The 20918-nt window shown below is 68.0% G+C and carries 15 protein-coding genes; 10 read left to right on the top strand and 5 right to left on the bottom strand.

Features of this window, described 5'->3' with window-relative positions:
• Positions 1–25: 25 nt before the first annotated feature.
• From RNL97_RS19970 to RNL97_RS19925, 10 genes are all read left to right on the top strand, one after another.
• Positions 26–1774: a hypothetical protein gene (locus RNL97_RS19970; RefSeq protein WP_032764973.1), complete on the top strand. Its 1749-nt coding sequence runs from the start codon at positions 26–28 to the stop codon at positions 1772–1774.
• A complete protein-coding gene (locus RNL97_RS19965) occupies positions 1771–3669 on the top strand; it encodes a YcaO-like family protein (RefSeq protein WP_313751008.1) in 1899 nt (632 codons plus the stop codon). Before RNL97_RS19970 ends, RNL97_RS19965 begins: the two co-directional genes overlap by 4 nt.
• A 106-nt stretch (positions 3670–3775) precedes the next feature.
• Positions 3776–6358 carry a lantibiotic dehydratase gene (locus RNL97_RS19960; protein ID WP_313751007.1) on the top strand — a complete coding sequence of 861 codons (2583 nt, stop codon included), beginning with the start codon at positions 3776–3778 and terminating at the stop codon, positions 6356–6358.
• A complete protein-coding gene (locus RNL97_RS19955) occupies positions 6339–7301 on the top strand; it encodes a lantibiotic dehydratase C-terminal domain-containing protein (protein ID WP_279343923.1) in 963 nt (320 codons plus the stop codon). Before RNL97_RS19960 ends, RNL97_RS19955 begins: the two co-directional genes overlap by 20 nt.
• A 111-nt stretch (positions 7302–7412) precedes the next feature.
• A complete protein-coding gene (locus RNL97_RS19950; protein WP_078651955.1) occupies positions 7413–7568 on the top strand; it encodes a thiocillin/thiostrepton family thiazolyl peptide in 156 nt (51 codons plus the stop codon).
• Between the two features lie 99 nt (positions 7569–7667).
• Positions 7668–7820 carry a thiocillin/thiostrepton family thiazolyl peptide gene (locus RNL97_RS19945; RefSeq protein ID WP_078651956.1) on the top strand — a complete coding sequence of 51 codons (153 nt, stop codon included), beginning with the start codon at positions 7668–7670 and terminating at the stop codon, positions 7818–7820.
• Between the two features lie 112 nt (positions 7821–7932).
• Complete coding sequence (locus RNL97_RS19940) at positions 7933–9033, top strand: hypothetical protein (protein ID WP_030578091.1); 1101 nt, start codon at positions 7933–7935, stop codon at positions 9031–9033.
• A 49-nt stretch (positions 9034–9082) separates the two neighbouring features.
• Complete coding sequence (locus tag RNL97_RS19935) at positions 9083–11047, top strand: RiPP maturation radical SAM C-methyltransferase (protein ID WP_030578095.1); 1965 nt, start codon at positions 9083–9085, stop codon at positions 11045–11047.
• Positions 11048–11061: 14 nt separating this feature from the next.
• Positions 11062–11736: a DUF5825 family protein gene (locus RNL97_RS19930; RefSeq protein ID WP_234313352.1), complete on the top strand. Its 675-nt coding sequence runs from the start codon at positions 11062–11064 to the stop codon at positions 11734–11736.
• A gap of 3 nt (positions 11737–11739) precedes the next feature.
• Positions 11740–12078, top strand: coding sequence for a hypothetical protein (locus RNL97_RS19925; protein WP_030578101.1), 339 nt, complete (start codon positions 11740–11742; stop codon positions 12076–12078).
• Between the two features lie 114 nt (positions 12079–12192).
• On the opposite strand, the gene tuf is transcribed toward RNL97_RS19925, so the two are convergent.
• From tuf to RNL97_RS19900, 5 genes are all read right to left on the bottom strand, one after another.
• Positions 12193–13386, bottom strand: coding sequence for an elongation factor Tu (gene tuf, locus RNL97_RS19920; protein WP_030578104.1), 1194 nt, complete (start codon positions 13384–13386; stop codon positions 12193–12195).
• Positions 13387–13543: 157 nt separating this feature from the next.
• Positions 13544–15673: an elongation factor G gene (gene fusA, locus RNL97_RS19915; protein WP_030578107.1), complete on the bottom strand. Its 2130-nt coding sequence runs from the start codon at positions 15671–15673 to the stop codon at positions 13544–13546.
• 38 nt (positions 15674–15711) lie between these two features.
• Positions 15712–16182: a 30S ribosomal protein S7 gene (gene rpsG / locus RNL97_RS19910; RefSeq protein WP_003966970.1), complete on the bottom strand. Its 471-nt coding sequence runs from the start codon at positions 16180–16182 to the stop codon at positions 15712–15714.
• Positions 16183–16184: 2 nt separating this feature from the next.
• Complete coding sequence (rpsL, locus tag RNL97_RS19905; protein ID WP_003948652.1) at positions 16185–16556, bottom strand: 30S ribosomal protein S12; 372 nt, start codon at positions 16554–16556, stop codon at positions 16185–16187.
• Positions 16557–17010: 454 nt separating this feature from the next.
• The gene (locus RNL97_RS19900) at positions 17011–20910 is read right to left on the bottom strand and encodes a DNA-directed RNA polymerase subunit beta' (RefSeq protein ID WP_030578110.1); all 3900 of its coding nucleotides are present in this window, start codon (positions 20908–20910) and stop codon (positions 17011–17013) included.
• Between the last annotated feature and the right edge of the window lie 8 nt (positions 20911–20918).

Here is a 20918-nt window from a genome sequence, read left to right as displayed (position 1 = left end):
CCGGGTTTCGAAAGTGAGTGAATCGATGTCCTCTGGGGGTCTCACGCCGGCCGGGCGGATCCTTCTCACCCGGCCCGACGTCTCGACGCTGCGGACCAAGCACGGCGCGTGGGTCGGCGTCGCCACGTCCTCGTTCACCGTGAAGGGCGGGTCCGCCCACCAGGTCGTCTCGGCGCTGCTGAGCCGGTCGGACGGCAGCCGTACCGACCACGAACTGCTGGAGGAGTTCCCGGCCCGGTCACGGCCGGCGGTCGCGCGCATCCTGGACGCCCTCGTGGCGCGCCGGTGCGTGACCGTGCTGGACGCACCGCTGTCACAGCAGACCGACGCCAGGGGAGCCGCGTCGCAGTGGCTGATCCCGTACCTCTCGCAGTTGACGGACCAACCGGTGCGCGCGCTGGACCGCCTCCGTGCCACCTCCCTGCACCTCCACGGCCGCCCCGCGTGGCTCGACCGGCTGCGCCGCCTGCTGGAGGAGGTGCCGCTCTGCGGCCTGGAGACCGAGTTCCACCCGGTCTCGGCCGAGGGGACAGGGGCGGCGCCCCGGTGGGAGAACGCCGGACTGGTGGTCATCGACGCGGACGGGCTCCCGTACGAGCACACTCTGCGCCTGCAGGACGCACTGCTCGAACGCGGGGTTCCGCACGGCATCGTGGGCGAAGTGCACGGACGCCGCTGGATCCTGTGGTCCGACGCGAGCACGACGGGCTGCTGGGAGTGCCTGTGCGGGTACGGCCGTACGCAGGCGCCGTCCCCCGGCCCGTCGTCCCCGGCCGCTGCCGCGCCCGCCGGCCCCGCCTCCCTCGCGGTGGACGACGCCGCCGCCGCTGCGCTGATCCACGCGGTCCACCTGCGCGGCGCCGGACTCGGCGGACGCCCGGAGGCGGCCGCCGCCGTGTCCATGCCGCTGACCACGGACGTACCGACGGTACAGACGCATCCGGCATGGGCCGCCGCGGGATGCCGCTGCCGACGCGCGGTGCCGCCGCCGGACACCGACGCCGTCGGCGACGACCCGGGCGAGGTACTGGTCCGCAGGAACATCGTCAGCCCCGAGGACGACAGCCGCCTGGACGACGTGCATGAGCGGATCATCGACACGCTGCGCGGGTGGACCGACGAGTTCATCGGCCCCTTCCGGTATCTGGACGGTGGCGACCTCCCCCAGGTCCCCTTCGGGCGGGCCCGGAGCACCTCCCTCGTCGGGCTCGCCGGTGCCTGCCGGGTCCACGAACTGACCACCGCCACGCTGTCGTCCCGCGAGGCGATCTACCAGGCGGCGCTGAACACGCTGGAGGGGTACGCGCCCCCCGGGGCAGCCGCCGGCTGGTCGCTGAACGAAGCGCTCTACCGCGCCCTGCTGAAGCGTTCGCTGGCCCGGCCCGCGGACACGATCACGTGGACGCCCCTGACCGAGGACGACCTCGGCCACGACGAGTGCGCCGGATACGGCCGGTACATCCGGCGGGCCGTCACCCTCGGCACAGAGGTGTGGGAGTGGACCGGCGCCCGGCTGGAGGACGGCGTCCACCGGGTCACCGGCCGTACCGGCGGCCGCCCGGAGGTGCGGGGCGCGGGAGCCTGCTACGCCGAAGCGGTCTCCATGGCGCTGCTCGGGCTGGTCAACGACGAGGACGCCGCGGTTTTGCTCAACCCGCACTTCCGCACCTGGCCGCAGGTGTGGCAGCACCTCGACCGGCCCACGTACACCGAGGTCACGGCGCACACCGTTCCGTTCGCACAAGGCAAGGCCCGACTGGTGGAGGTCCGATGAGCGCCCGACCGCAGACCGCCCCGCCGGCCACCGGGCTGATGGGCCCCCGTGCGGCCGACTTCGTCTCCGCCCTCTCCGCCGCCCCCGGCACCCCGCCGCCGGCGGAAGTGCTCCTCGGCCCGCTGACGGCCCCCGTCCGGGTGCACACGGCAGGGAACGGTTCGGGACGCGGCCTGGCCGTACTGCAGTGGTGCGGAAGCGTGCACGTCCTGGTCCACGACCTGGCACACGCGGGCGACGGCGGCTGCCCGCAGTGCCTGGCGTGGTTCCTCAGCAGGAGCGTGGACTCCGCCCAGCTGCCGTACGAGGCGATGTCCGCGGCCGGCGGGGGACCCGGAGCCGCACACGGCGACGCGTTCTGGCAACAGCTCGGCCCGGCGCTGCGCGCCGCCGTCACCCGGCTCGCCGTACTGCTCCTGCGGGCGCCCTCCCCCGGTGGCGCGCTCGCCACGATCGACCGGGCGAGCGGCGCGGTGCGGCGGGGAAACGTACCCCCGCGGACGGGCTGCCCGGTGCGCACCGCCACGGCGACGACGACGATCGACTTCGGGGCCGTGCCCGAGCTGCTGGAGAAGTCCGAAGGGTCGCTGCGGGCCCGGCGTCCGCTGCCGACGACCCTCACGGCCGACTACCTGGGACCGCACTCCATGTTCCGGGAGCCGCTCTTCGACCTGGACGGCCCACTGCCCCAGGCCCAGGTGGGCCTCCCGCTGGGCAACGGCATGCTGGAACCCGGCATCGGACGCAGCCTGAGCTTCAACAAGAGCCGGACGACCGCGGTGCTCGAAGGGCTGGAGCGGCACGCCGGGTTCTGTCACCAGCGGGTCCAGGGCACCGTGGAGGCCACGCTCGCGGAACTGGGCGAACAGGGCCTCGATCCGCGCACCCTGGGACAGCACTCGCCCGAGCAGTACGCGCGCGAGGGCTTCCTCTGGGCCCCCCTGGAACCGGACGAGAGGGTGGAGTGGGTCCCGCTCACGCCGCTCGGCGACGGGCCCGCCCGGTACCTCCCCGAGGTCGCGCTGTCGTGGGTGCGCCGCATCGGGGCCCGACAGCCGTTCTTCTACGACACGTCGAACGGTTTCGCGCTGGGCCAGAGCCACGAGGAAGCCACGCTGCACGGGCTGTTCGAGATCGTGGAGCGGGACGCGTTCCTGCTCACCTGGTACCGCAAGCTGCTGCTGCCCGAGCTGGTCCTGGGGCCGGGCGACAGCCACCTGAAGAGCCTGATGGACCGCGTCGAGGTGGTGACGGGGTTCAGGGTGCGTCTCTTCTGGGCCACCCAGGACATCGACGTGCCCGTGGTGCTGGCGCTCGCCCAGCGCGACGCGGAGACGGGCCCCTGCACCCTCGTGTCGACCGCGACCAGCCTGTACCCGCGGGCCGCGGCCGAGTCGGCGATCTTCGAAGTGTCCGCCCGCGTGGCGTCCCTGCGGCATGTGTTCGACAAGGACCCGGCGCACCGGGAGCGGCTCGCGGAGGACTTCGACACGCTGGTCGAGATGGACGACCACAGCCTGCTGGGCGCGCTGCCCTCGTCACGGGAGTGGTACGCGTTCCTGGACACGCCCGACAGGCCCGAGCTCTCCCTGACGGAACTGGCCGCCTCGGCACCGGCGTTCGGCACCCTCGACAAGGACCTCGACCATGTGCGGGCGCGGATCGAGGCCACCGGCGCGCATGCGTACGCGGCCGACGTCACCACGCCCGAGCTGCGCTGGCGCGGTCTGGTCTGCACGCGGAGCTTCGTGCCCGGCTGCGTACCCATGACGTTCGGGCACGGCACCCGTCGGCTCGAAGGGCTGCCGCGGCTCCACGACGGGTCGCTGCCCTGTGCCTCTCTCCTGCCCGACGACATGACTCCGGCGAGCGTTCCGCCCCACCCCTTTGCCTAGCCCGCTGGTGAGACGAGGAGTACCTTTCGTGCGATCGGATGAGTCTGCACTGAACCCCACCGCGCGGGTCAGTCCCTATGTGGTGTTCCGGCGAAGCCGGTTGCCCGTGGCCGAGCTGGAGGACCTGCGATTCGACGGGCCCTGGGCCCGTATCGAGGAGAGCCGCCTGCTGGAGGAGGAGTGCGCGCGGCGGGCGGGCGAGGTATCCGAGCTGCTGGCCGCACTCGTCCCGCGGGTGGACGCGTCCGCGCGGGCCGAGCTGGTGCGGCTGCGCCGTGACGTCTTCAACCGGCGCGCGGAGCCGGCGGCCCGGCGGCTCGACCTCGCCAAGCCGCACCTCGACGCGGACACGCTCGCCGCGGTACAGGAGTGGCTCGACCTCGTAGGGCGGGTGCGGCGGAGCGAGGAAGAGGCGCAGGCCGCGTTCGAGGACAGGATGCGCGTCGCCCGCGACGGTTTCGCCCGGGTCCTCGACCACGACTCGATGGCCCGGAGCATCCAGCTCTCCGGTGACCAGCTGTACGAGAGCCTGCGCCGGTACACCTCCGGCGAGATGGGCCAGGTCAAGCCGAGCCGGGCCCGGGTCCTCGAATCGTCGCTGGTCAACTTCGCCTACCGCGCCGCGCTGAAACCGTCTCCGTTCGGCCGGTTCACCGAGGTGGGGGCCTTCCCGCCCGACCTGCCGCAGGCCGCGGGCGCCGTGGCCGAGTCCCGTACGCACTCGACCGCAACGCTGAACCGGGTGCTGGTGAACTGGCTGGCCGCCGGGGTGCGGCGGGTCGAGGGCGGCATCGACCTGTGCAAGGTGCTGCTGAACTCGTCGCTGCGCGTGGACGAGAACAGGATCGAGTTCATCGGCCTCATCCCCGATTCCTCCGAGCACGGCCTCTCGGAGTCGATCGTGCGGCTCAAGCGCGACAAGGTCGTCGACTGCCTGCTGAACGTGCTGTCCTCGGGCACGGCGACGGTGCCGGAGGTGCTGGCCGCGCTGACCCGGCTGACCGGCAGCGACGCGACCAGCCGGAAGGCCCTGCGGGCCATGATGCGGATCGAGCTGCTGTACGTCAGCCCGGGCTTCGACGAGCAGGCGCCGGACTACTCCGAGCGGTTCGCCGAGGTCCTGCGGGCCGGGACGACCGAGCCCGTGTCCGTCCTGAGCGGTCATCTCGACACCCTCAGGAAGCTGGAGACGCAGCTGTCCGACGCCCCCGTGCAGCAGCGCGGACTGCTGCTGAGCGCCGCGGGGGAGGCCCTCACCGACATCTCGGAGGTCTGCGAGATGGACCCGCCGCCCGCGGACATCTCCCGGGCGCCGGTGTACGAGGACCTGTGGACCCCGGACCGGCCCGCCACCTGGAGCCGGCCGGCCGTGACGGACGCCGTCCCGGCGCTGGAGAGCCTGTGGAAGCTGTCGTCGCTGCTCGACTACGGCCACACCAAGCGCCTGGGGGTGTACCACTTCGCGTCCACCGTGTTCGGTGAGCGCGAGACGGTTCCCTTCGTCGCCTTCTGCGAACAGCTGGTGAAGCTGTCGGAACCCGAGCAGGACGCGGTGTTCTGGGGGCACGGCTCCCCCGAGGCGACGAACTTCGTGGCACAGCGCACCCGCGCCCTGACCGAGCTGGGCCGGCAGTGCGTCGCCGAGGACGGCGTGGTCCGGCTGTCTCCGGAGGCGGTAGCGGCGGCGTGTGCGGGTGTGGAGGACTGCCTCGACCCGGACTCGATCACCTTCCGCGTGCAGTTCGCCGGGGGCGGCCCGTCACCCGAGGTCGTGGTGAACGGCGTCCTGACCGGATTCGGCGTGTACTTCTCCCGCTTCGCGTCGTTCGTCGAGGGCTCCCCCGCCGAGGACTGGACGCTGCGGAACGCCGTACGGGATCACCTGCGCAAGGCCTTCCCCGGCCAGGTGGACCTCAACATGGTCGCCGGGCTCAACTTCAATCTGCACCCGCCCCTCACCGACCGGGTGCTGAACTACCCCGGCACCTGGCCCACGGCGCCGGAGCAGAAGGCCTACAGCCTCGACACGCTCGCGATCCGGATCGACCACGCGAACCGCAATCTGCTCCTGTGGGACCCCGAGCGGGACGAGCGCGTCCACCTGGCGCCGATGAACTTCCTGCTCCCCGTGGTGGTTCCGGTCCTCTACAACCTGGTCGAGGTGCTGAGCCCGACGATCCGGTACAACTACGCGCCGATGGACGACATCGGCCGGGCGATGGGACACCAGGGCTATCCGGGCTCGTCGCCGCGGCTGATGGTCGGCGACGTGGTCGCGAGCCGGCGCACCTGGACGGTGCCCGCCCGCGACATACCGGAGCTGTCCGAGCTGAGCAAGGACTCCTACCCGGCACTGCTCCGCTTCGACCGGTGGCGCCGCGCGCAGGGCCTGCCCCGGCACGTTTTCGTGCTGACACAGCGCCTGGACGAGTACAACCTGCTGTCCGGACTGGTCGAGGAGATCCCGCGCGACTGGGCCGACTTCAGCCACCTGCACCGGGCGAGTGTCCACAAGCCCATGTACGTCGACTTCCGCAACCCGTACCTGGTGCGCAGCTTCGCCAAGTCCGCGCTGACCCGGGACGACGTCTACGTGTCCATCCGGGAGTGCATCCCGGCACCCGACGAGTACGGCGGTCCCGGACCGGCGGCAGCAGAGGAGTTTTTCGTTGAGCTCTACAGGGACTGAACGCACCCGAGCCGGTGAGTGGTCGCCGCTCCACATCTACCTGCCGATGTCGCTGCAGCCCGGCTTCCTGCGGGACGTGATCCGTCCGGTCGTCCACGAGGCCGGGGTGCAGGACCACTTCTGGTACCTGCGGTACTGGCAGGGCGGCCCGCACATCAGGTTCCGGCTCCATGACGCGTCGGAGCAGATGGTGGAGTCGGTACGCGACAGGCTGGCGGCGGCGATGCCGGCCTTCGACGCCGAGCAGCGCGCCGAGTACGCGCAGCAGTCCTCGCACCAGCCCGGTCTGGCCGAACTCGAAGGGGCAGAACCCGAGGAGGTCCGGGCGGCGGGCACCGTCGAACCGGCCGTCTACACACCCGAGTCGGCGAAGTACGGCGGGGAGACGGGACTGCGCATCGCCGAGGAGCTCTTCCGCTCGACGTCGAACGCGGTCCTCGACCTCCTCGCCGGCCTGTCGGACCGCCAGCTCGCGTCCTCGCCGACGGGGCAGGCCCTGCGCGTCATGGCCATGTCCCTCAAGGGGTCCGGGCTGGACGTGGTGCAGAGCCAGGACTTCCTCGGTCATTACGAAGAGGACTGGCGCAGATGGGTACCGCCCGGGTACGACGAGAACTGGCCGAAGATTTACGGCAGGACGCGCATGAAAGTGGTGGAGTTGTGCCGGGCCGTGTGGATCGACGGCTCCACCGACGTTTTTTACGACATCTATACACAGGCGTGGAGATCCGCCAGGAAGGCACAATCCGGAGCCGCGGACGGCGATGTCGCGGAGCTTGTGCTGGAAGGAACTCCGTACGCCCACTGCCTGGCCAACTACATACACACCACCAACAACCGCCTGGGGATTCTGCCGGTCGCGGAGGCGTTCCTGGCGTATGTCATCCGTCGCGCGCTCTCCGAACTCCAGTCCGGCGACCCGTCGAACACGAACGGAGCGTAGGGCTCCACTCGTAAATTTTCGATCCGTTTGCTTTTTCCCCCTACCCAGCTCGATTTTCCTCGGTACGATACTCGGGTACCTGAAACAGAAACCACAAAGGAGGTGTTTCAAGTGGACGCAGTGGAATCGCTCGACCTGAACGCGCTGGAGATCTCGGACCTCATCGAGGACTCGAACTACAGCGACGAAACGCTGTCTCAGGCCATGGCGGCGTCGACCACGACCACGGGTTGTACGACCAGCTCGTGCTCGTCCTCGTCGTCCTGACCGGACAACGGCTGCATCGCGGCCGACGGGTTTCATTCATTGAATGCACCCGTCGGCCGTGAAAATCCGAGAGCTGGAAAACCGAAGGAAGTGTCTCCTATGAATTCTTCAGAAGAGCTCGACCTGAACGCTCTGGAAATCTCGGATCTGATCGACGAGCTGGGCCGCGACAACGAAACGCTGTCGCAGGTCATGGCGGCATCGTGCGTGGGCACCGCCTGCGCGTGCAGCTCGACGTCCTCGTCCTCCTGACCCGGAGACGAGACCGCTGCCGGCGGGGGCCGCGCAGTACGCCCCCGCCGGCAGCGACACACCCAGTGGTCCCTGCCCCCGGACAGGTGCGTCGTGATCCATGGAGGTACGCATGCATGTCTTCGTGACGATCCCCCTCGACAGAGGTGACGCGGCGCTGTCACGGAACATCCGCGGCCTCCTCACCGACCTCTTCGGACCGCGGCGACCGCCCTGGCCCGGCGACCACTACGCCGTGCGCACCTGGGACCGCGCCGGCGGCGCCGACTGCCTCCAGGTCAGCCTGCAGTCCGACACGGCCGGCGCCGACGCGGCACGGGACCGTGTCCGGCGCGTCACGGACGCCCGCGGCCTGCCGTCCACCGTGACGGAGGTCCCCTTCGAGGCGATCCCTTCACCGCTGTGGAACTCCGGTATCGGCGGGGACGGGTTCGACGCCGCCGCCAAGGCCCTGTACCGCTCGGTGACGCCCGTTCTCGTCCGGAGCGTGTCGGCGATCGGCGACGACACCGCCAGGGCGTACACGCTGGCACTGGAGCTGATGGTGGCGAACGCGGCGGCCACCGTGCGGGAGTCCGAACAGCGGCAGGTGTCCTCCCTCGGCTTCGGCGAACTGCTCAGCCTGCGGATGCTCAGCTATCGCTCGCACTACGAGGGTGCGAAGAACGCGATGGCCAAGGACCCCGACGCCTTCGAACGCCGCTGCGCCGCCTACTACGACAAGCTCGGACCGCACGCCCGGGACCTCATCAGCGGCTGCGCCGCGTCCCCGGACGCCGCGACCGGCGGGGAGCCGGCACAGTCCTGGTCGGCTGTCGTGCACAAACATTTCGCCGCGTTGCGCGAGGAGAGCCGGGCGGGCCGCATCACCCACTCGGGCCCCACTCTCGACGACTTCAACGAGAACCACGACGACGGCATGTCGCCCAGCAGCTTCCACGCGCAGAAACTGTCCGCGGAGATGTCGGACCTGCTGCACCGGAGCCCGGACTTCCTGGCGTACCGAATCCAGGCGAGTCTTCTGTACAGCTGCCTCCACACGATGGGATTCGGGCTGGCCGAACGATACCTCTTCTGCTACATCCTCGCGCGCGCCAACGAGGAGGTAGCAGGAAGAACTACCGAAGAGCTGGCGCAGGGACTCGACGCCGTCGCCCAGGAAATGGCAGCCCAGCAGGGTGCCACCACCCATCGCCTCATGCAGGCACCATAAATCCGTTGAAGCAACCGTCAAGCAGAGACAGAAATTGCGGGGGCGAATCATGCGCATCACGCTCGTCAACGTTCCGTGGAGCCCGATCGGGTTTCCTTCAGTCGCTCTCGGACTCCTCAAGAGCCTCACTCTCAAAGAGTTTCCCGAAGCCGATGTCGATGTTGTCTACGGAAACCTCGACTTCGTGGACTGGATCACCAAACGCGTCCCTGAATTCAATTACGAGGACTACCGCTACTACGACCTCGAAAGCTGCTACATCGGAACCGGGGACTGGGTGTTCTCCTCGGCCCTTTATCACGACCCGCAGTGGAAGGTCCCGGAGTTCCTGAAGGAGTTCGGCCCCCAGTCGGATGCCGACGGGCAGAATCTGGCGCACGGCACGAACGAGGAACGCCGGATGCAGACGACGCTCTGGCTGCACGAGCACGTCGAGGAATTCACCGACGAATTGGCCCGCCGGATCGTCGCGGGCAACCCCGAGGTCGTCGGCTTCACGACCACCTTCCAGACGCTGACCGCGTCGATGGCGGTGGCCCGGCGCGTCAAGGAGCTCGCACCGCAGACGCTGACCGTGTTCGGCGGCGCCAACTGCGAAGGGTCGATGGGCGAGGCGCTGCACCGCAACTTCGACTTCGTCGACTACGTGGTCCGCGGCGAGGGCGAGCTGGCCTGGCCCGGCCTGCTGCGCGCGCTCTACGAGGACGAGGCGTCCTTCACGACCGTACCCGGGCTGTGCTGGCGGGACGAGAGCGCCACCTCGCAGTACAACCCCGTGAGCAAGAAGCCGCTGCCGCCGGCCGCGATGGTCATGCCCCACTACGACGAGTACGTCGCGCAGTTCGCGAAGTCGCACGCCCGGTTCTGGCTGGAGCCGCGCCTGGTCCTGGAGAGCTCCCGCGGCTGTTGGTGGGGCGAGAAGCACCACTGCACCTTCTGCGGTCTCAACGGCGCCAGCATGATGTTCCGCAGCAAGCGGCCCGAGCAGTTCTTCAACGACCTGGTGACGCTCACCGAACGCCACAAGATCCTCGACGTGATGATCGTCGACAACATCCTGGACATGTCCTACCTGGACTCGCTCCTCCCCCGGCTCGCCGAGGCGGACCTCGACCTTCGCCTGATGTACGAGATGAAGGCGAACATGAAGTACGAGCAGCTGGAGATCATCGCGAACGGCGGGGTGGTCTGCGTCCAGCCCGGCATCGAGAGCCTCAGCAGCAAGGTGCTGAAGCTCATGGACAAGGGCGTCTCCGGCTGCCTGAACGTACGCGTGCTCCGGGACGCCGAGTCGCTGGGCCTGACCGTCGCCTGGGCGTACCTCTACGGCTTCCCCGGCGAGACCGACGAGGACTACACGAAGATCATCGAGCAGTTCCCCGTACTGCACCACCTGGAGCCCGCCGGCGGCGACGACCGGCTCGCCGTCCAGCGCTTCGCCCCGTACTTCGAGAACCCCTCGCTCGGCTTCCACGAGCGGTGGGCGGCTCCGCAGTACGGACTCACGTACGACCTTCCCGAGAAGGAACTGTTCGACCTCGCCTACATCTTCAAGGCGACGCACAAGGGCATCGGGAACGACCTGGCGTGGACGCTGCGCAGCCGCATGAACGAGTGGCGCGACGCGCACTGGTACAGCCAGCTGTCGTACTTCGAGACCGATGAGGGCATCACGCTCACCAACACCCGGCCGGGCTTCGACTGGGACGTGGTCCAGCTCACCACCGAGGTCGAGATCGCGCTCTTCCAGATGCTCGACCAGCCGAGGAAGCTCGACTACCTCCAGCGCGAGTGCGCGAAGCGGTTCGGGACCACCGACATCAGCTCCGTGATCGACCGGTGGATGGAGCTGGGCCTGCTCTTCACGGACGACGGCCGCCTGATCCACGTCGTCACCCGGGACCGCAACCAGAGGTTCATGCAGATCCGCGTGGGCCAGTCCCTGGCGGCGCGGCCGGAGGCCGAAGCGCCCGCCCTGCAGCCCGCCGCGTCCGCCCAGTCCGCAGCAGTGTGAGAGGTGAAGCTGTCATGACGACGATGAACGAGACAGCGCCCCCGGGGAACGCGTCCGACGTGCGGTTCAGCATGTGGCGCCACGGGGCCCGTTCGGTACGCGTCCTGCCGGGGATGCACCTCGGCGACGGCGTGCTCGGCCCGGACATCGCGGACGAGGCCCGCCGGATCTACCAGTCGGGCGTACGGTTCGTGTCGATCGAGCCCACCGTCGACCTCGGGGGACGCGTGGGGACCGAGCATGTCATCCCCATGCTCTCCTTCATCCGCGACCTCACCAGCTACGGCGTGGAAGTGGACTGGAGGGCGCAGCTCACCACGCCGGACGGCCCCGAGTGGTGGGTGTACAGCCACCTCTTCCCCCCGTCGGCCGTGGAGGGCCCGCGCGGCTCCGAGGCGCTGCGCATCTGGCGGGCGCGCTACCACATCGGCCGGTGCTTCTACCGTCGCGGCCCCGGATACCTGCAGATCCGCGACCGCCGCAACGCCGGTCTGCGCAGGCTCACCGTCTCCGACGAAGCCTATGTCTCCGCGGTCGAGGCACTGGCGGCCGACCGGGGAGGCGACTTGGTGCCGGCCACGGCGATGAAGGTCTTCGAGAAGCACCACCTGGTCGTCCGGATCGGCGACGGCGTCTGGTGGGCGCCCTACCGTCTGCGGCGCTGGGCCTCGCCCTCCTGGGAGGTGTGAGCGTTGTACGTCAGTATCGTCCTGTGGAACCTGAAGGACTCCAAGGCCACGGTGGAAGAGCTCCGCGAGTACCTGCGTGACTACGCGGTGGACGCGTTCTCCACGCTCAGGGGGATGCGGATGAAGACCTGGTTCGCGGACGCCGAGAAGGGCTACTGGGGGGCGGTGTACCTCTGGGACGGCGTCGACATGCAGAACCCGCTGTCGGTCAGCCGGGCCATCGACATCATCGGCTACCCGCCGACGTCCACCAGCGTCTTCGCGGTCGAGGCCATCGCGGAGGGCGTCAGCGTGATCGACTCGTTCGCCGGCGTCGGCCGCGCCTTCGAAGAGGCGCCGTAACGACTCACGCACCACAGCACAGGGCCCGTACGGCACGATGCCGTACGGGCCCTGCTTGGTGCTGTGCGCTCAGTTCAGCGCGACCGGGGCAACCCGATCCTCAAGCAGCCGGAACTACTTGATGATCTTGGTGACCTGGCCGGCGCCCACGGTCCGGCCACCCTCACGGATGGCGAACTTCAGGCCCTCTTCCATGGCGACCGGCTGGATCAGCTGGACGCTCATGAGGGTGTTGTCGCCCGGCATGACCATCTCGGTGCCCTCGGGGAGGGTCACAACGCCGGTCACGTCCGTGGTACGGAAGTAGAACTGCGGGCGGTAGTTGTTGAAGAACGGGGTGTGACGGCCACCCTCGTCCTTCGACAGGATGTAGGACTGCGCCTCGAACTCCGTGTGCGGGGTGACCGAGCCGGGCTTGATGATGACCTGGCCGCGCTCGACGTCCTCGCGCTTGATGCCACGGAGGAGCAGACCGACGTTCTCACCGGCCTGGCCCTCGTCGAGCAGCTTGCGGAACATCTCGATGCCGGTGACCGTGGTGGTGGTCTTCTCGGTCTTGATACCGACGATGTCGACGGTCTCGTTGACCTTCAGGACACCACGCTCGATGCGGCCGGTGACGACCGTACCGCGACCGGTGATCGTGAAGACGTCCTCGATCGGCATGAGGAACGGCTTCTCGACGTCACGCTCGGGCTGCGGGATGGCCTCGTCGACAGCCTTCATCAGGTTGAGGACGGACTCGCCCCACTCCTTGTCGCCCTCGAGCGCCTTGAGCGCCGAGACCTTGACGACCGGAACGTCGTCGCCCGGGAACTCGTACTCGGAGAGGAGCTCACGGACCTCGAGCTCGACGAGCTCCAGGATCTCCTCGTCGTCCACCATGTCGGCCTTGTTCAGGGCGACGACGATGTAGGGAACGCCGACCTGGCGGGCCAGGAGCACGTGCTCCTTGGTCTGCGGCATCGGGCCGTCGGTGGCGGCGACCACGAGGATGGCGCCGTCCATCTGCGCGGCACCCGTGATCATGTTCTTGATGTAGTCCGCGTGACCCGGGCAGTCGACGTGCGCGTAGTGACGCGACTCCGTCTGGTACTCGACGTGCGCGATGGAGATGGTGATACCGCGCTGGCGCTCTTCGGGAGCCTTGTCGATCTGGTCGAAGGCCGAGGCCTCGTTCAGGTCCGGGTACGCGTCGTGCAGCACCTTGGTAATGGCGGCCGTGAGGGTCGTCTTACCGTGGTCGATGTGACCGATGGTGCCGATGTTGACGTGGGGCTTAGTCCGCTCGAACTTTGCCTTCGCCACTGGGGTCCTCCTGAGTGGTTCTGTACGCCTTGCTTCATCGGCGCCAGGTGATCTTTGCTGGGGTGCCGGGGCCAGGGGCATACGGCACAGTGCTGATGCGCTGTGCCGCATGCCCACCGGGCTCCGGTGACAAGCCTAAAGCGTGAGCTCGGGAGAGTTACTCGCCCTTGGCCTTCGCGATGATCTCCTCGGCGACGTTCCGCGGAACCTCGGCGTAGGAGTCGAACTGCATCGAGTAGCTTGCGCGACCCGAGGTCTTGCTGCGGAGGTCTCCGACATAGCCGAACATCTCCGAGAGGGGCACGAGGCCCTTCACGACGCGAGCGCCGCTGCGCTCCTCCATGGCCTGGATCTGGCCACGGCGGGAGTTGAGGTCGCCGACCACTTCGCCCATGTAGTCCTCGGGCGTGGTGACCTCGACGGCCATCATCGGCTCGAGGAGCACGGGAGAGGCCTTGCGGGCACCCTCCTTGAACGCCTGCGAACCGGCGATCTTGAAGGCGAGCTCCGAGGAGTCGACCTCGTGGTAACCACCGTCGATCAGGGTGACGCGGACGCCGACCATCTCGTAACCGGCCAGGATGCCGAACTGCATGGCTTCCTGGGCACCCGCGTCCACCGAGGGGATGTACTCCCGGGGGATGCGGCCACCGGTGACCTTGTTGACGAACTCATACGAGGCGTCGCCGCCCTCGATGGGCTCGATGGCGATCTGCACCTTCGCGAACTGGCCGGTACCACCAGTCTGCTTCTTGTGCGTGTAGTCGATGCGCTCGACGGTCTTGCGGATCGTCTCGCGGTACGCCACCTGGGGCTTGCCGACGTTCGCCTCGACGCGGAACTCGCGCTTCATGCGGTCGACGAGCACCTCGAGGTGGAGCTCGCCCATACCACCGATGATGGTCTGGCCGGTCTCCTCGTCGGAGTGCACCTGGAAGGAGGGGTCCTCCTCCGAGAGGCGCTGGATGGCGACACCCAGCTTCTCCTGGTCACCCTTGGACTTGGGCTCGATGGCGACCTGGATGACCGGCGCCGGGAAGTCCATGGACTCCAGGATGACCGGGTTCTTGTCGTCACACAGCGTCTCACCGGTGGTGGTCTGCTTGAGACCCATGACGGCGATGATGTCGCCGGCGCCCACCGACGCGATCTCCTCACGCTTGTTCGCGTGCATGCGGTAGATCTTGCCGATGCGCTCCTTCTTGCCCTTGACGGAGTTCAGCACCGCGGTGCCGGCCTCCAGGCGACCGGAGTAGATCCGGACGAAGGTGAGCTTGCCGAGGTGCGGGTCGCTCGCGATCTTGAACGCCAGGCCGGAGAACGGCTCGTCGTCCGAGGGCTTGCGCGCGATGACCTTCTCCGGGTCCTTCACGTCGTGGCCCTCGATGGCCTCGACGTCCAGGGGGGAAGGCAGGTAGCGCACGACCGCGTCGAGCAGGGGCTGGACGCCCTTGTTCTTGAACGCGGTACCACAGAACACCGGGGTGACGGTGACGGAGTCGGCACTGCCCTTCGACGCCAGGGTGATGCGGCGGATCGCCTCGTGCAGCTGCTCCTGGCTGGGCTCGTTGCCCTCCAGGTACAGCTCCATCATGGCGTCGTCGTTCTCGGCCACGGCCTCGATGAGCTTGCCGCGCCACTCGGCGGCCGACTCCTTGAGGTTGTCCGGGATCTCGACGATGTTGTACATCTCGCCCTTGGCGGCCTCTTCGGGGTACACGAAGGCCTTCATCGACACGAGGTCGACAACGCCCGTGAAGTCCGCTTCGGCGCCGATGGGAAGCTGCATGACGATCGGGGTCGCGCCGAGGCGGTCCACGATCATGTCGACGCAGCGGAAGAAGTCCGCACCGGTGCGGTCGAGCTTGTTGACGAAGCAGATACGCGGCACGCCGTAGCGGTCCGCCTGACGCCAAACGGTCTCGGACTGCGGCTCGACGCCCGCGACACCGTCGAACACGGTGACGGCGCCGTCGAGGACGCGGAGCGAACGCTCCACCTCGACGGTGAAGTCGACGTGACCCGGGGTGTCGATGATGTTGATGGTGTGGTCAACATTGTTGAGCGGCCAGTGGCAGGTCGTCGCGGCGGACGTGATCGTGATGCCGCGCTCCTGCTCCTGCTCCATCCAGTCCATCGTGGCAGCGCCGTCGTGGACTTCACCGATCTTGTAGCTCACACCGGTGTAGAAGAGGATCCGCTCAGTGGTGGTCGTCTTGCCCGCGTCGATGTGGGCCATGATCCCAATGTTGCGGACCTTGGCCAGGTCAAGCGAAGTGGTGGCCATAAGGCTCAGTCTTCTCTCGGTCTCGATGGGGGTAGCGACTACCAGCGGTAGTGCGCGAAGGCCTTGTTGGACTCGGCCATCTTGTGGGTGTCCTCACGCTTCTTGACCGAAGCGCCGAGGCCGTTGGAGGCGTCGAGCAGTTCGTTCATGAGGCGCTCGGTCATGGTCTTCTCGCGGCGGGCGCGGGAGTAGCCGACGAGCCAGCGCAGAGCGAGGGTGGAGGCGCGACCGGGCTTGACCTCGATCGGCACCTGGTAGGTGGCGCCACCGACACGGCGGGACTTGACCTCGAGCGAGGGCTTGACGTTCTCAAGCGCGCGCTTCAGCGTGATGACCGGGTCGTTGCCGGTCTTCTCGCGGAGGCCTTCCATGGCGCCGTACACGATCCGCTCGGCGGTGGAACGCTTGCCGTCGAGCAGGATCTTGTTGATCAGCGAGGTGACAAGAGGAGAGCTGTAGACCGGGTCGATGATGACCGGGCGCTTCGGGGCGGGGCCCTTACGAGGCATTCTTACTTCTCCTTCTTGGCGCCGTAGCGGCTGCGGGCCTGCTTGCGGTTCTTGACACCCTGGGTGTCAAGCGAGCCGCGGATGATCTTGTAACGAACACCCGGCAGGTCCTTCACACGGCCACCACGCACGAGCACGATGGAGTGCTCCTGCAGGTTGTGTCCCTCACCCGGGATGTAGGCCGTGACCTCGATGCCGGAGGTCAGACGCACACGCGCGACCTTACGGAGGGCCGAGTTCGGCTTCTTCGGGGTGGTCGTGAACACACGCGTGCAGACACCGCGACGCTGGGGCGAACCCTCGAGCGCGGGCGTCTTGTTCTTCTCGACCTTGTCCTGCCGGCCCTTCCGGACCAGCTGCTGGATCGTAGGCACTACTTCTCCGGTTTCTGTGTGCCGTTCGTGAAACTAACCTGGAACATCGCCGACCCACGCGGTCGGGTGTGTCGAATACTGCGGACTCCCGCCCTGGGGGCAGGAGGGGCGCAGATTGCGGTGGCCACTGACGGACTCGCGCTGCGGTTGAGGACACGCACACGAGCCCAGGCACACCCCAGGCACAAGGCTTGAGCGTACCTACCTCACGGAGCTGGGTCAAAACAAATGCTGTCCACGCCCGCGGAGCGGGTGCCGCGCCCCCTGCCCCCGATGACGACGACACCGCCGTAGGCCCTTTCCGTGCAGCTCAGCGCCCTGGGAGGCGCACCGCCCCCCGCCCGGCCGTCAGCCGGGCTCCCAGGCCCCCGGAAGACCCCTCCCAGCACACGCCGGAGGGCGGCCACCCCCTGGCGTACAGGGGTGACCGCCCTCAGGCGTTCAAGCGACTCGCTTACTGGTTGTACGGACCGTAGTCGTAGTCCTCCAGCGGAACGGCCTGGCCGGAGCCCGTGCCGAACGGCGAGTAGTCGATGTCGTCGTAGCCGACGGCCGAGTACATCGCGGCCTTGGCCTCCTCGGTCGGCTCGACCCGGATGTTGCGGTAGCGGGACAGGCCCGTACCGGCCGGGATGAGCTTACCGATGATGACGTTCTCCTTGAGGCCGATCAGGGAGTCCGACTTGGCGTTGATCGCCGCGTCGGTGAGGACCCTGGTCGTCTCCTGGAAGGACGCCGCCGACAGCCACGACTCGGTGGCGAGCGAGGCCTTGGTGATACCCATCAGCTGCGGACGGCCGGAGGCGGGGTGACCGCCCTCGGTGACCACACGACGGTTCTCGGTCTCGAACTTCGACCGCTCGACCAGCTCGCCCGGAAGCAGCTCCGCGTCGCCGGACTCGATGATCGTCACGCGGCGGAGCATCTGCCGGATGATGATCTCGATGTGCTTGTCGTGGATCGACACGCCCTGCGAGTTGTAGACCTTCTGGACTTCGCCGACCAGGTGGACCTGGACCGCACGCTGGCCGAGGATGCGCAGCACGTCGTGCGGGTTGGTCGCACCGACGGTGAGCTTCTGGCCCACCTCGACCGCGTCGCCCTCGCCCACCAGGAGACGGGCACGCTTCGAGATCGGGAACGCCGTCTCGTCGCTGCCGTCGTCCGGGGTGACGACGAGCTTCTTGGTCTTCTCGGTCTCCTCGATCCGCACGCGGCCCTTGGCCTCGGAGATCGGGGCGACGCCCTTCGGCGTACGGGCCTCGAAGAGCTCGACGACACGGGGCAGACCCTGGGTGATGTCGTCACCGGCCACACCACCGGTGTGGAAGGTACGCATCGTCAGCTGGGTACCGGGCTCACCGATGGACTGGGCGGCGATGATGCCGACCGCCTCACCGATGTCGACCAGCTTGCCGGTGGCGAGCGAGCGTCCGTAGCAGAAGGCACAGGTGCCGACCGCGGACTCACAGGTCAGGACCGAGCGGGTCTTGACCTCCTCGACGCCGGCGCCCACCAGGGCGTCGATCAGGACGTCACCGAGGTCGACGTTGGCAGGCGCGATGACCTTGCCGTCCACCACGACGTCCTCGGCGAGCATGCGGGCGTAGACCGAGGTCTCGACGTCGTCCGTCTTGCGGAGCACGCCGTCGGCGCCCTTGACCGCGATCTTCAGCTTGAGGCCGCGGTCGGTGCCGCAGTCCTCCTCGCGAATGATCACGTCCTGCGAGACGTCCACCAGACGACGGGTCAGGTAACCCGAGTCGGCGGTACGCAGGGCGGTGTCCGCCAGACCCTTACGGGCACCGTGCGTGGAGATGAAGTACTCCAGAACGGTGAGGCCCTCGCGGAAGGACGCCTTGATGGGACGGGGAATCGTCTCGTTCTTGGCGTTCGACACCAGACCACGCATACCCGCGATCTGACGCATCTGCATCATGTTTCCTCGGGCACCCGAGTCGACCATCATGAAGATGGGGTTCGTCTTCGGGAAGTTCGCGTTCATCGCCTCGGCAACCTCGTTGGTCGCCTTGGTCCAGATCGCGATGAGCTCCTGCGTGCGCTCGTCCTTGGTGATCAGACCGCGCTCGTACTGCTTCTGGACCTTCTCGTCCTGCTCCTCGTAGCCCTTGACGATGGCCTTCTTGGCCTCGGGCACGACGACGTCGGAGATGGCCACGGTGACGCCCGAACGGGTCGCCCAGTGGAAGCCCGCCGCCTTCAGGTTGTCGAGCGTCGCCGCCACGATGACCTTGGGGTAGCGCTCGGCCAGGTCGTTGACGATCTCGGAGAGCTGCTTCTTGCCCACCGAGTAGTCGACGAACGGGTAGTCCTCGGGCAGCAGCTCGTTGAAGAGCGCACGGCCCAGGGTGGTCCGCAGCCGGAAGGTGTCGCCGGGCTGGTACTCCGGCTCACCCTCCTCGGCGACCGGCGGCACCCAGCCACGCGGCGGCATGGTGCCGACCGGGAAGCGGATGTCGACCTTCGCCTGGAGCGACAGCTCGCGGGCGTCGAAGGCCATGGTGGCCTCGGCCGTGGAGCCGAACGCGCGGTCCGTGCCCTTGACGTCGCGGCCCTCGTCGTCCGTGGTGAGGAAGAAGAGGCCCAGCACCATGTCCTGGGTCGGCATGGTGACGGGACGGCCGTCGGCCGGCTTCAGGATGTTGTTCGAGGACAGCATCAGGATGCGGGCCTCGGCCTGCGCCTCCGCGGAGAGCGGCAGGTGCACGGCCATCTGGTCACCGTCGAAGTCCGCGTTGAACGCGGTGCAGACGAGCGGGTGGATCTGGATGGCCTTGCCCTCGACCAGCTGGGGCTCGAAGGCCTGGATGCCGAGGCGGTGCAGGGTGGGCGCACGGTTCAGCAGCACCGGGTGCTCGGCGATGACCTCTTCGAGGACGTCGTACACGACGGTGCGGCCACGCTCGACCATGCGCTTGGCCGACTTGATGTTCTGCGCGTGGTTCAGGTCCACCAGGCGCTTCATCACGAACGGCTTGAAGAGCTCCAGCGCCATCGCCTTCGGCAGACCGCACTGGTGCAGTTTGAGCTGCGGACCGACGACGATCACGGAACGCGCGGAGTAGTCCACACGCTTGCCGAGGAGGTTCTGACGGAAACGGCCCTGCTTGCCCTTGAGCATGTCGCTCAGGGACTTCAGCGGGCGGTTGCCGGGACCGGTGACCGGGCGACCGCGGCGGCCGTTGTCGAACAGCGCGTCGACGGCCTCCTGCAGCATCCGCTTCTCGTTGTTCACGATGATCTCGGGGGCGCCGAGGTCGAGGAGACGCTTGAGGCGGTTGTTGCGGTTGATCACACGGCGGTACAGGTCGTTCAGGTCGGAGGTCGCGAAGCGGCCACCGTCCAGCTGCACCATCGGACGCAGGTCCGGCGGGATGACCGGCACGCAGTCGAGCACCATGCCCTTGGGCTTGTTGCTGGTCTGCAGGAACGCGGAGACGACCTTGAGGCGCTTGAGCGCACGGGTCTTCTTCTGGCCCTTGCCGGTACGGATGATCTCGCGGAGGCGCTCGGCCTCCTCCTCCAGGTCGAAGGACTCCAGACGCTTCTGCAGCGCGGCGGCGCCCATGCAGCCGTCGAAGTACGTGCCGAAGCGGTCACGCAGCTCGCGGTAGAGCAGCTCGTCGCCCTCCAGGTCCTGGACCTTGAGGTTCTTGAAGCGGCTCCACACCTCGTCGAGGCGGTCGATCTCGCGCTGCGCACGGTCGCGCAGCTGCTTCATCTCACGCTCGGCGCCCTCGCGCACCTTCCGGCGCACGTCGGCCTTGGCGCCCTCGGCCTCCAGCTCGGCCAGGTCGGTCTCGAGCTTCTTGGCCCGGGCCTCGAGGTCGGCGTCGCGGCGGTTCTCGGTCTGCTGACGCTCGACGGAGACGTGGGCCTCCAGCGACGGCAGGTCGCGGGTACGACGCTCCTCGTCCACGAACGTGATCATGTACGCGGCGAAGTAGATGACCTTTTCCAGGTCCTTCGGCGCGAGGTCCAGCAGGTACCCGAGGCGCGAGGGAACGCCCTTGAAGTACCAGATGTGGGTGACGGGAGCGGCAAGCTCGATGTGGCCCATCCGCTCACGACGCACCTTGGCGCGAGTGACCTCGACGCCGCAGCGCTCGCAGATGATGCCCTTGAAGCGGACACGCTTGTACTTGCCGCAGTAGCACTCCCAGTCCCGGGTCGGACCGAAGATCTTCTCGCAGAAGAGTCCGTCCTTTTCGGGCTTGAGCGTGCGGTAGTTGATGGTCTCCGGCTTCTTGACTTCGCCGTGCGACCAGGTCCGGATGTCGTCCGCGGTGGCAAGGCCGATCCGCAGCTCGTCGAAGAAGTTGACGTCGAGCACTTGTCGTC

It is taken from the genome of Streptomyces parvus (assembly GCF_032121415.1).
In the GTDB taxonomy this organism is placed as follows: domain Bacteria; phylum Actinomycetota; class Actinomycetes; order Streptomycetales; family Streptomycetaceae; genus Streptomyces; species Streptomyces globisporus_A.
The sequence above is the reverse complement of the archived record's forward strand: the minus strand, read 5'-3'. Positions and strand labels throughout refer to the sequence as shown.

What these genes read in the sequence shown, in the direction of transcription:
- RNL97_RS19970 (WP_032764973.1), top strand. Translation starts at nt 26, where the DNA reads ATGTCCTCTGGGGGTCTCACGCCGGCCGGGCGGATCCTTCTCACCCGG.
- RNL97_RS19965 (WP_313751008.1), top strand. Translation starts at nt 1,771, where the DNA reads ATGAGCGCCCGACCGCAGACCGCCCCGCCGGCCACCGGGCTGATGGGC.
- RNL97_RS19945 (WP_078651956.1), top strand. Translation starts at nt 7,668, where the DNA reads ATGAATTCTTCAGAAGAGCTCGACCTGAACGCTCTGGAAATCTCGGAT.
- RNL97_RS19940 (WP_030578091.1), top strand. Translation starts at nt 7,933, where the DNA reads ATGCATGTCTTCGTGACGATCCCCCTCGACAGAGGTGACGCGGCGCTG.
- RNL97_RS19935 (WP_030578095.1), top strand. Translation starts at nt 9,083, where the DNA reads ATGCGCATCACGCTCGTCAACGTTCCGTGGAGCCCGATCGGGTTTCCT.
- RNL97_RS19930 (WP_234313352.1), top strand. Translation starts at nt 11,062, where the DNA reads ATGACGACGATGAACGAGACAGCGCCCCCGGGGAACGCGTCCGACGTG.
- fusA (WP_030578107.1), bottom strand. Translation starts at nt 15,673, where the DNA reads ATGGCCACCACTTCGCTTGACCTGGCCAAGGTCCGCAACATTGGGATC.
- rpsG (WP_003966970.1), bottom strand. Translation starts at nt 16,182, where the DNA reads ATGCCTCGTAAGGGCCCCGCCCCGAAGCGCCCGGTCATCATCGACCCG.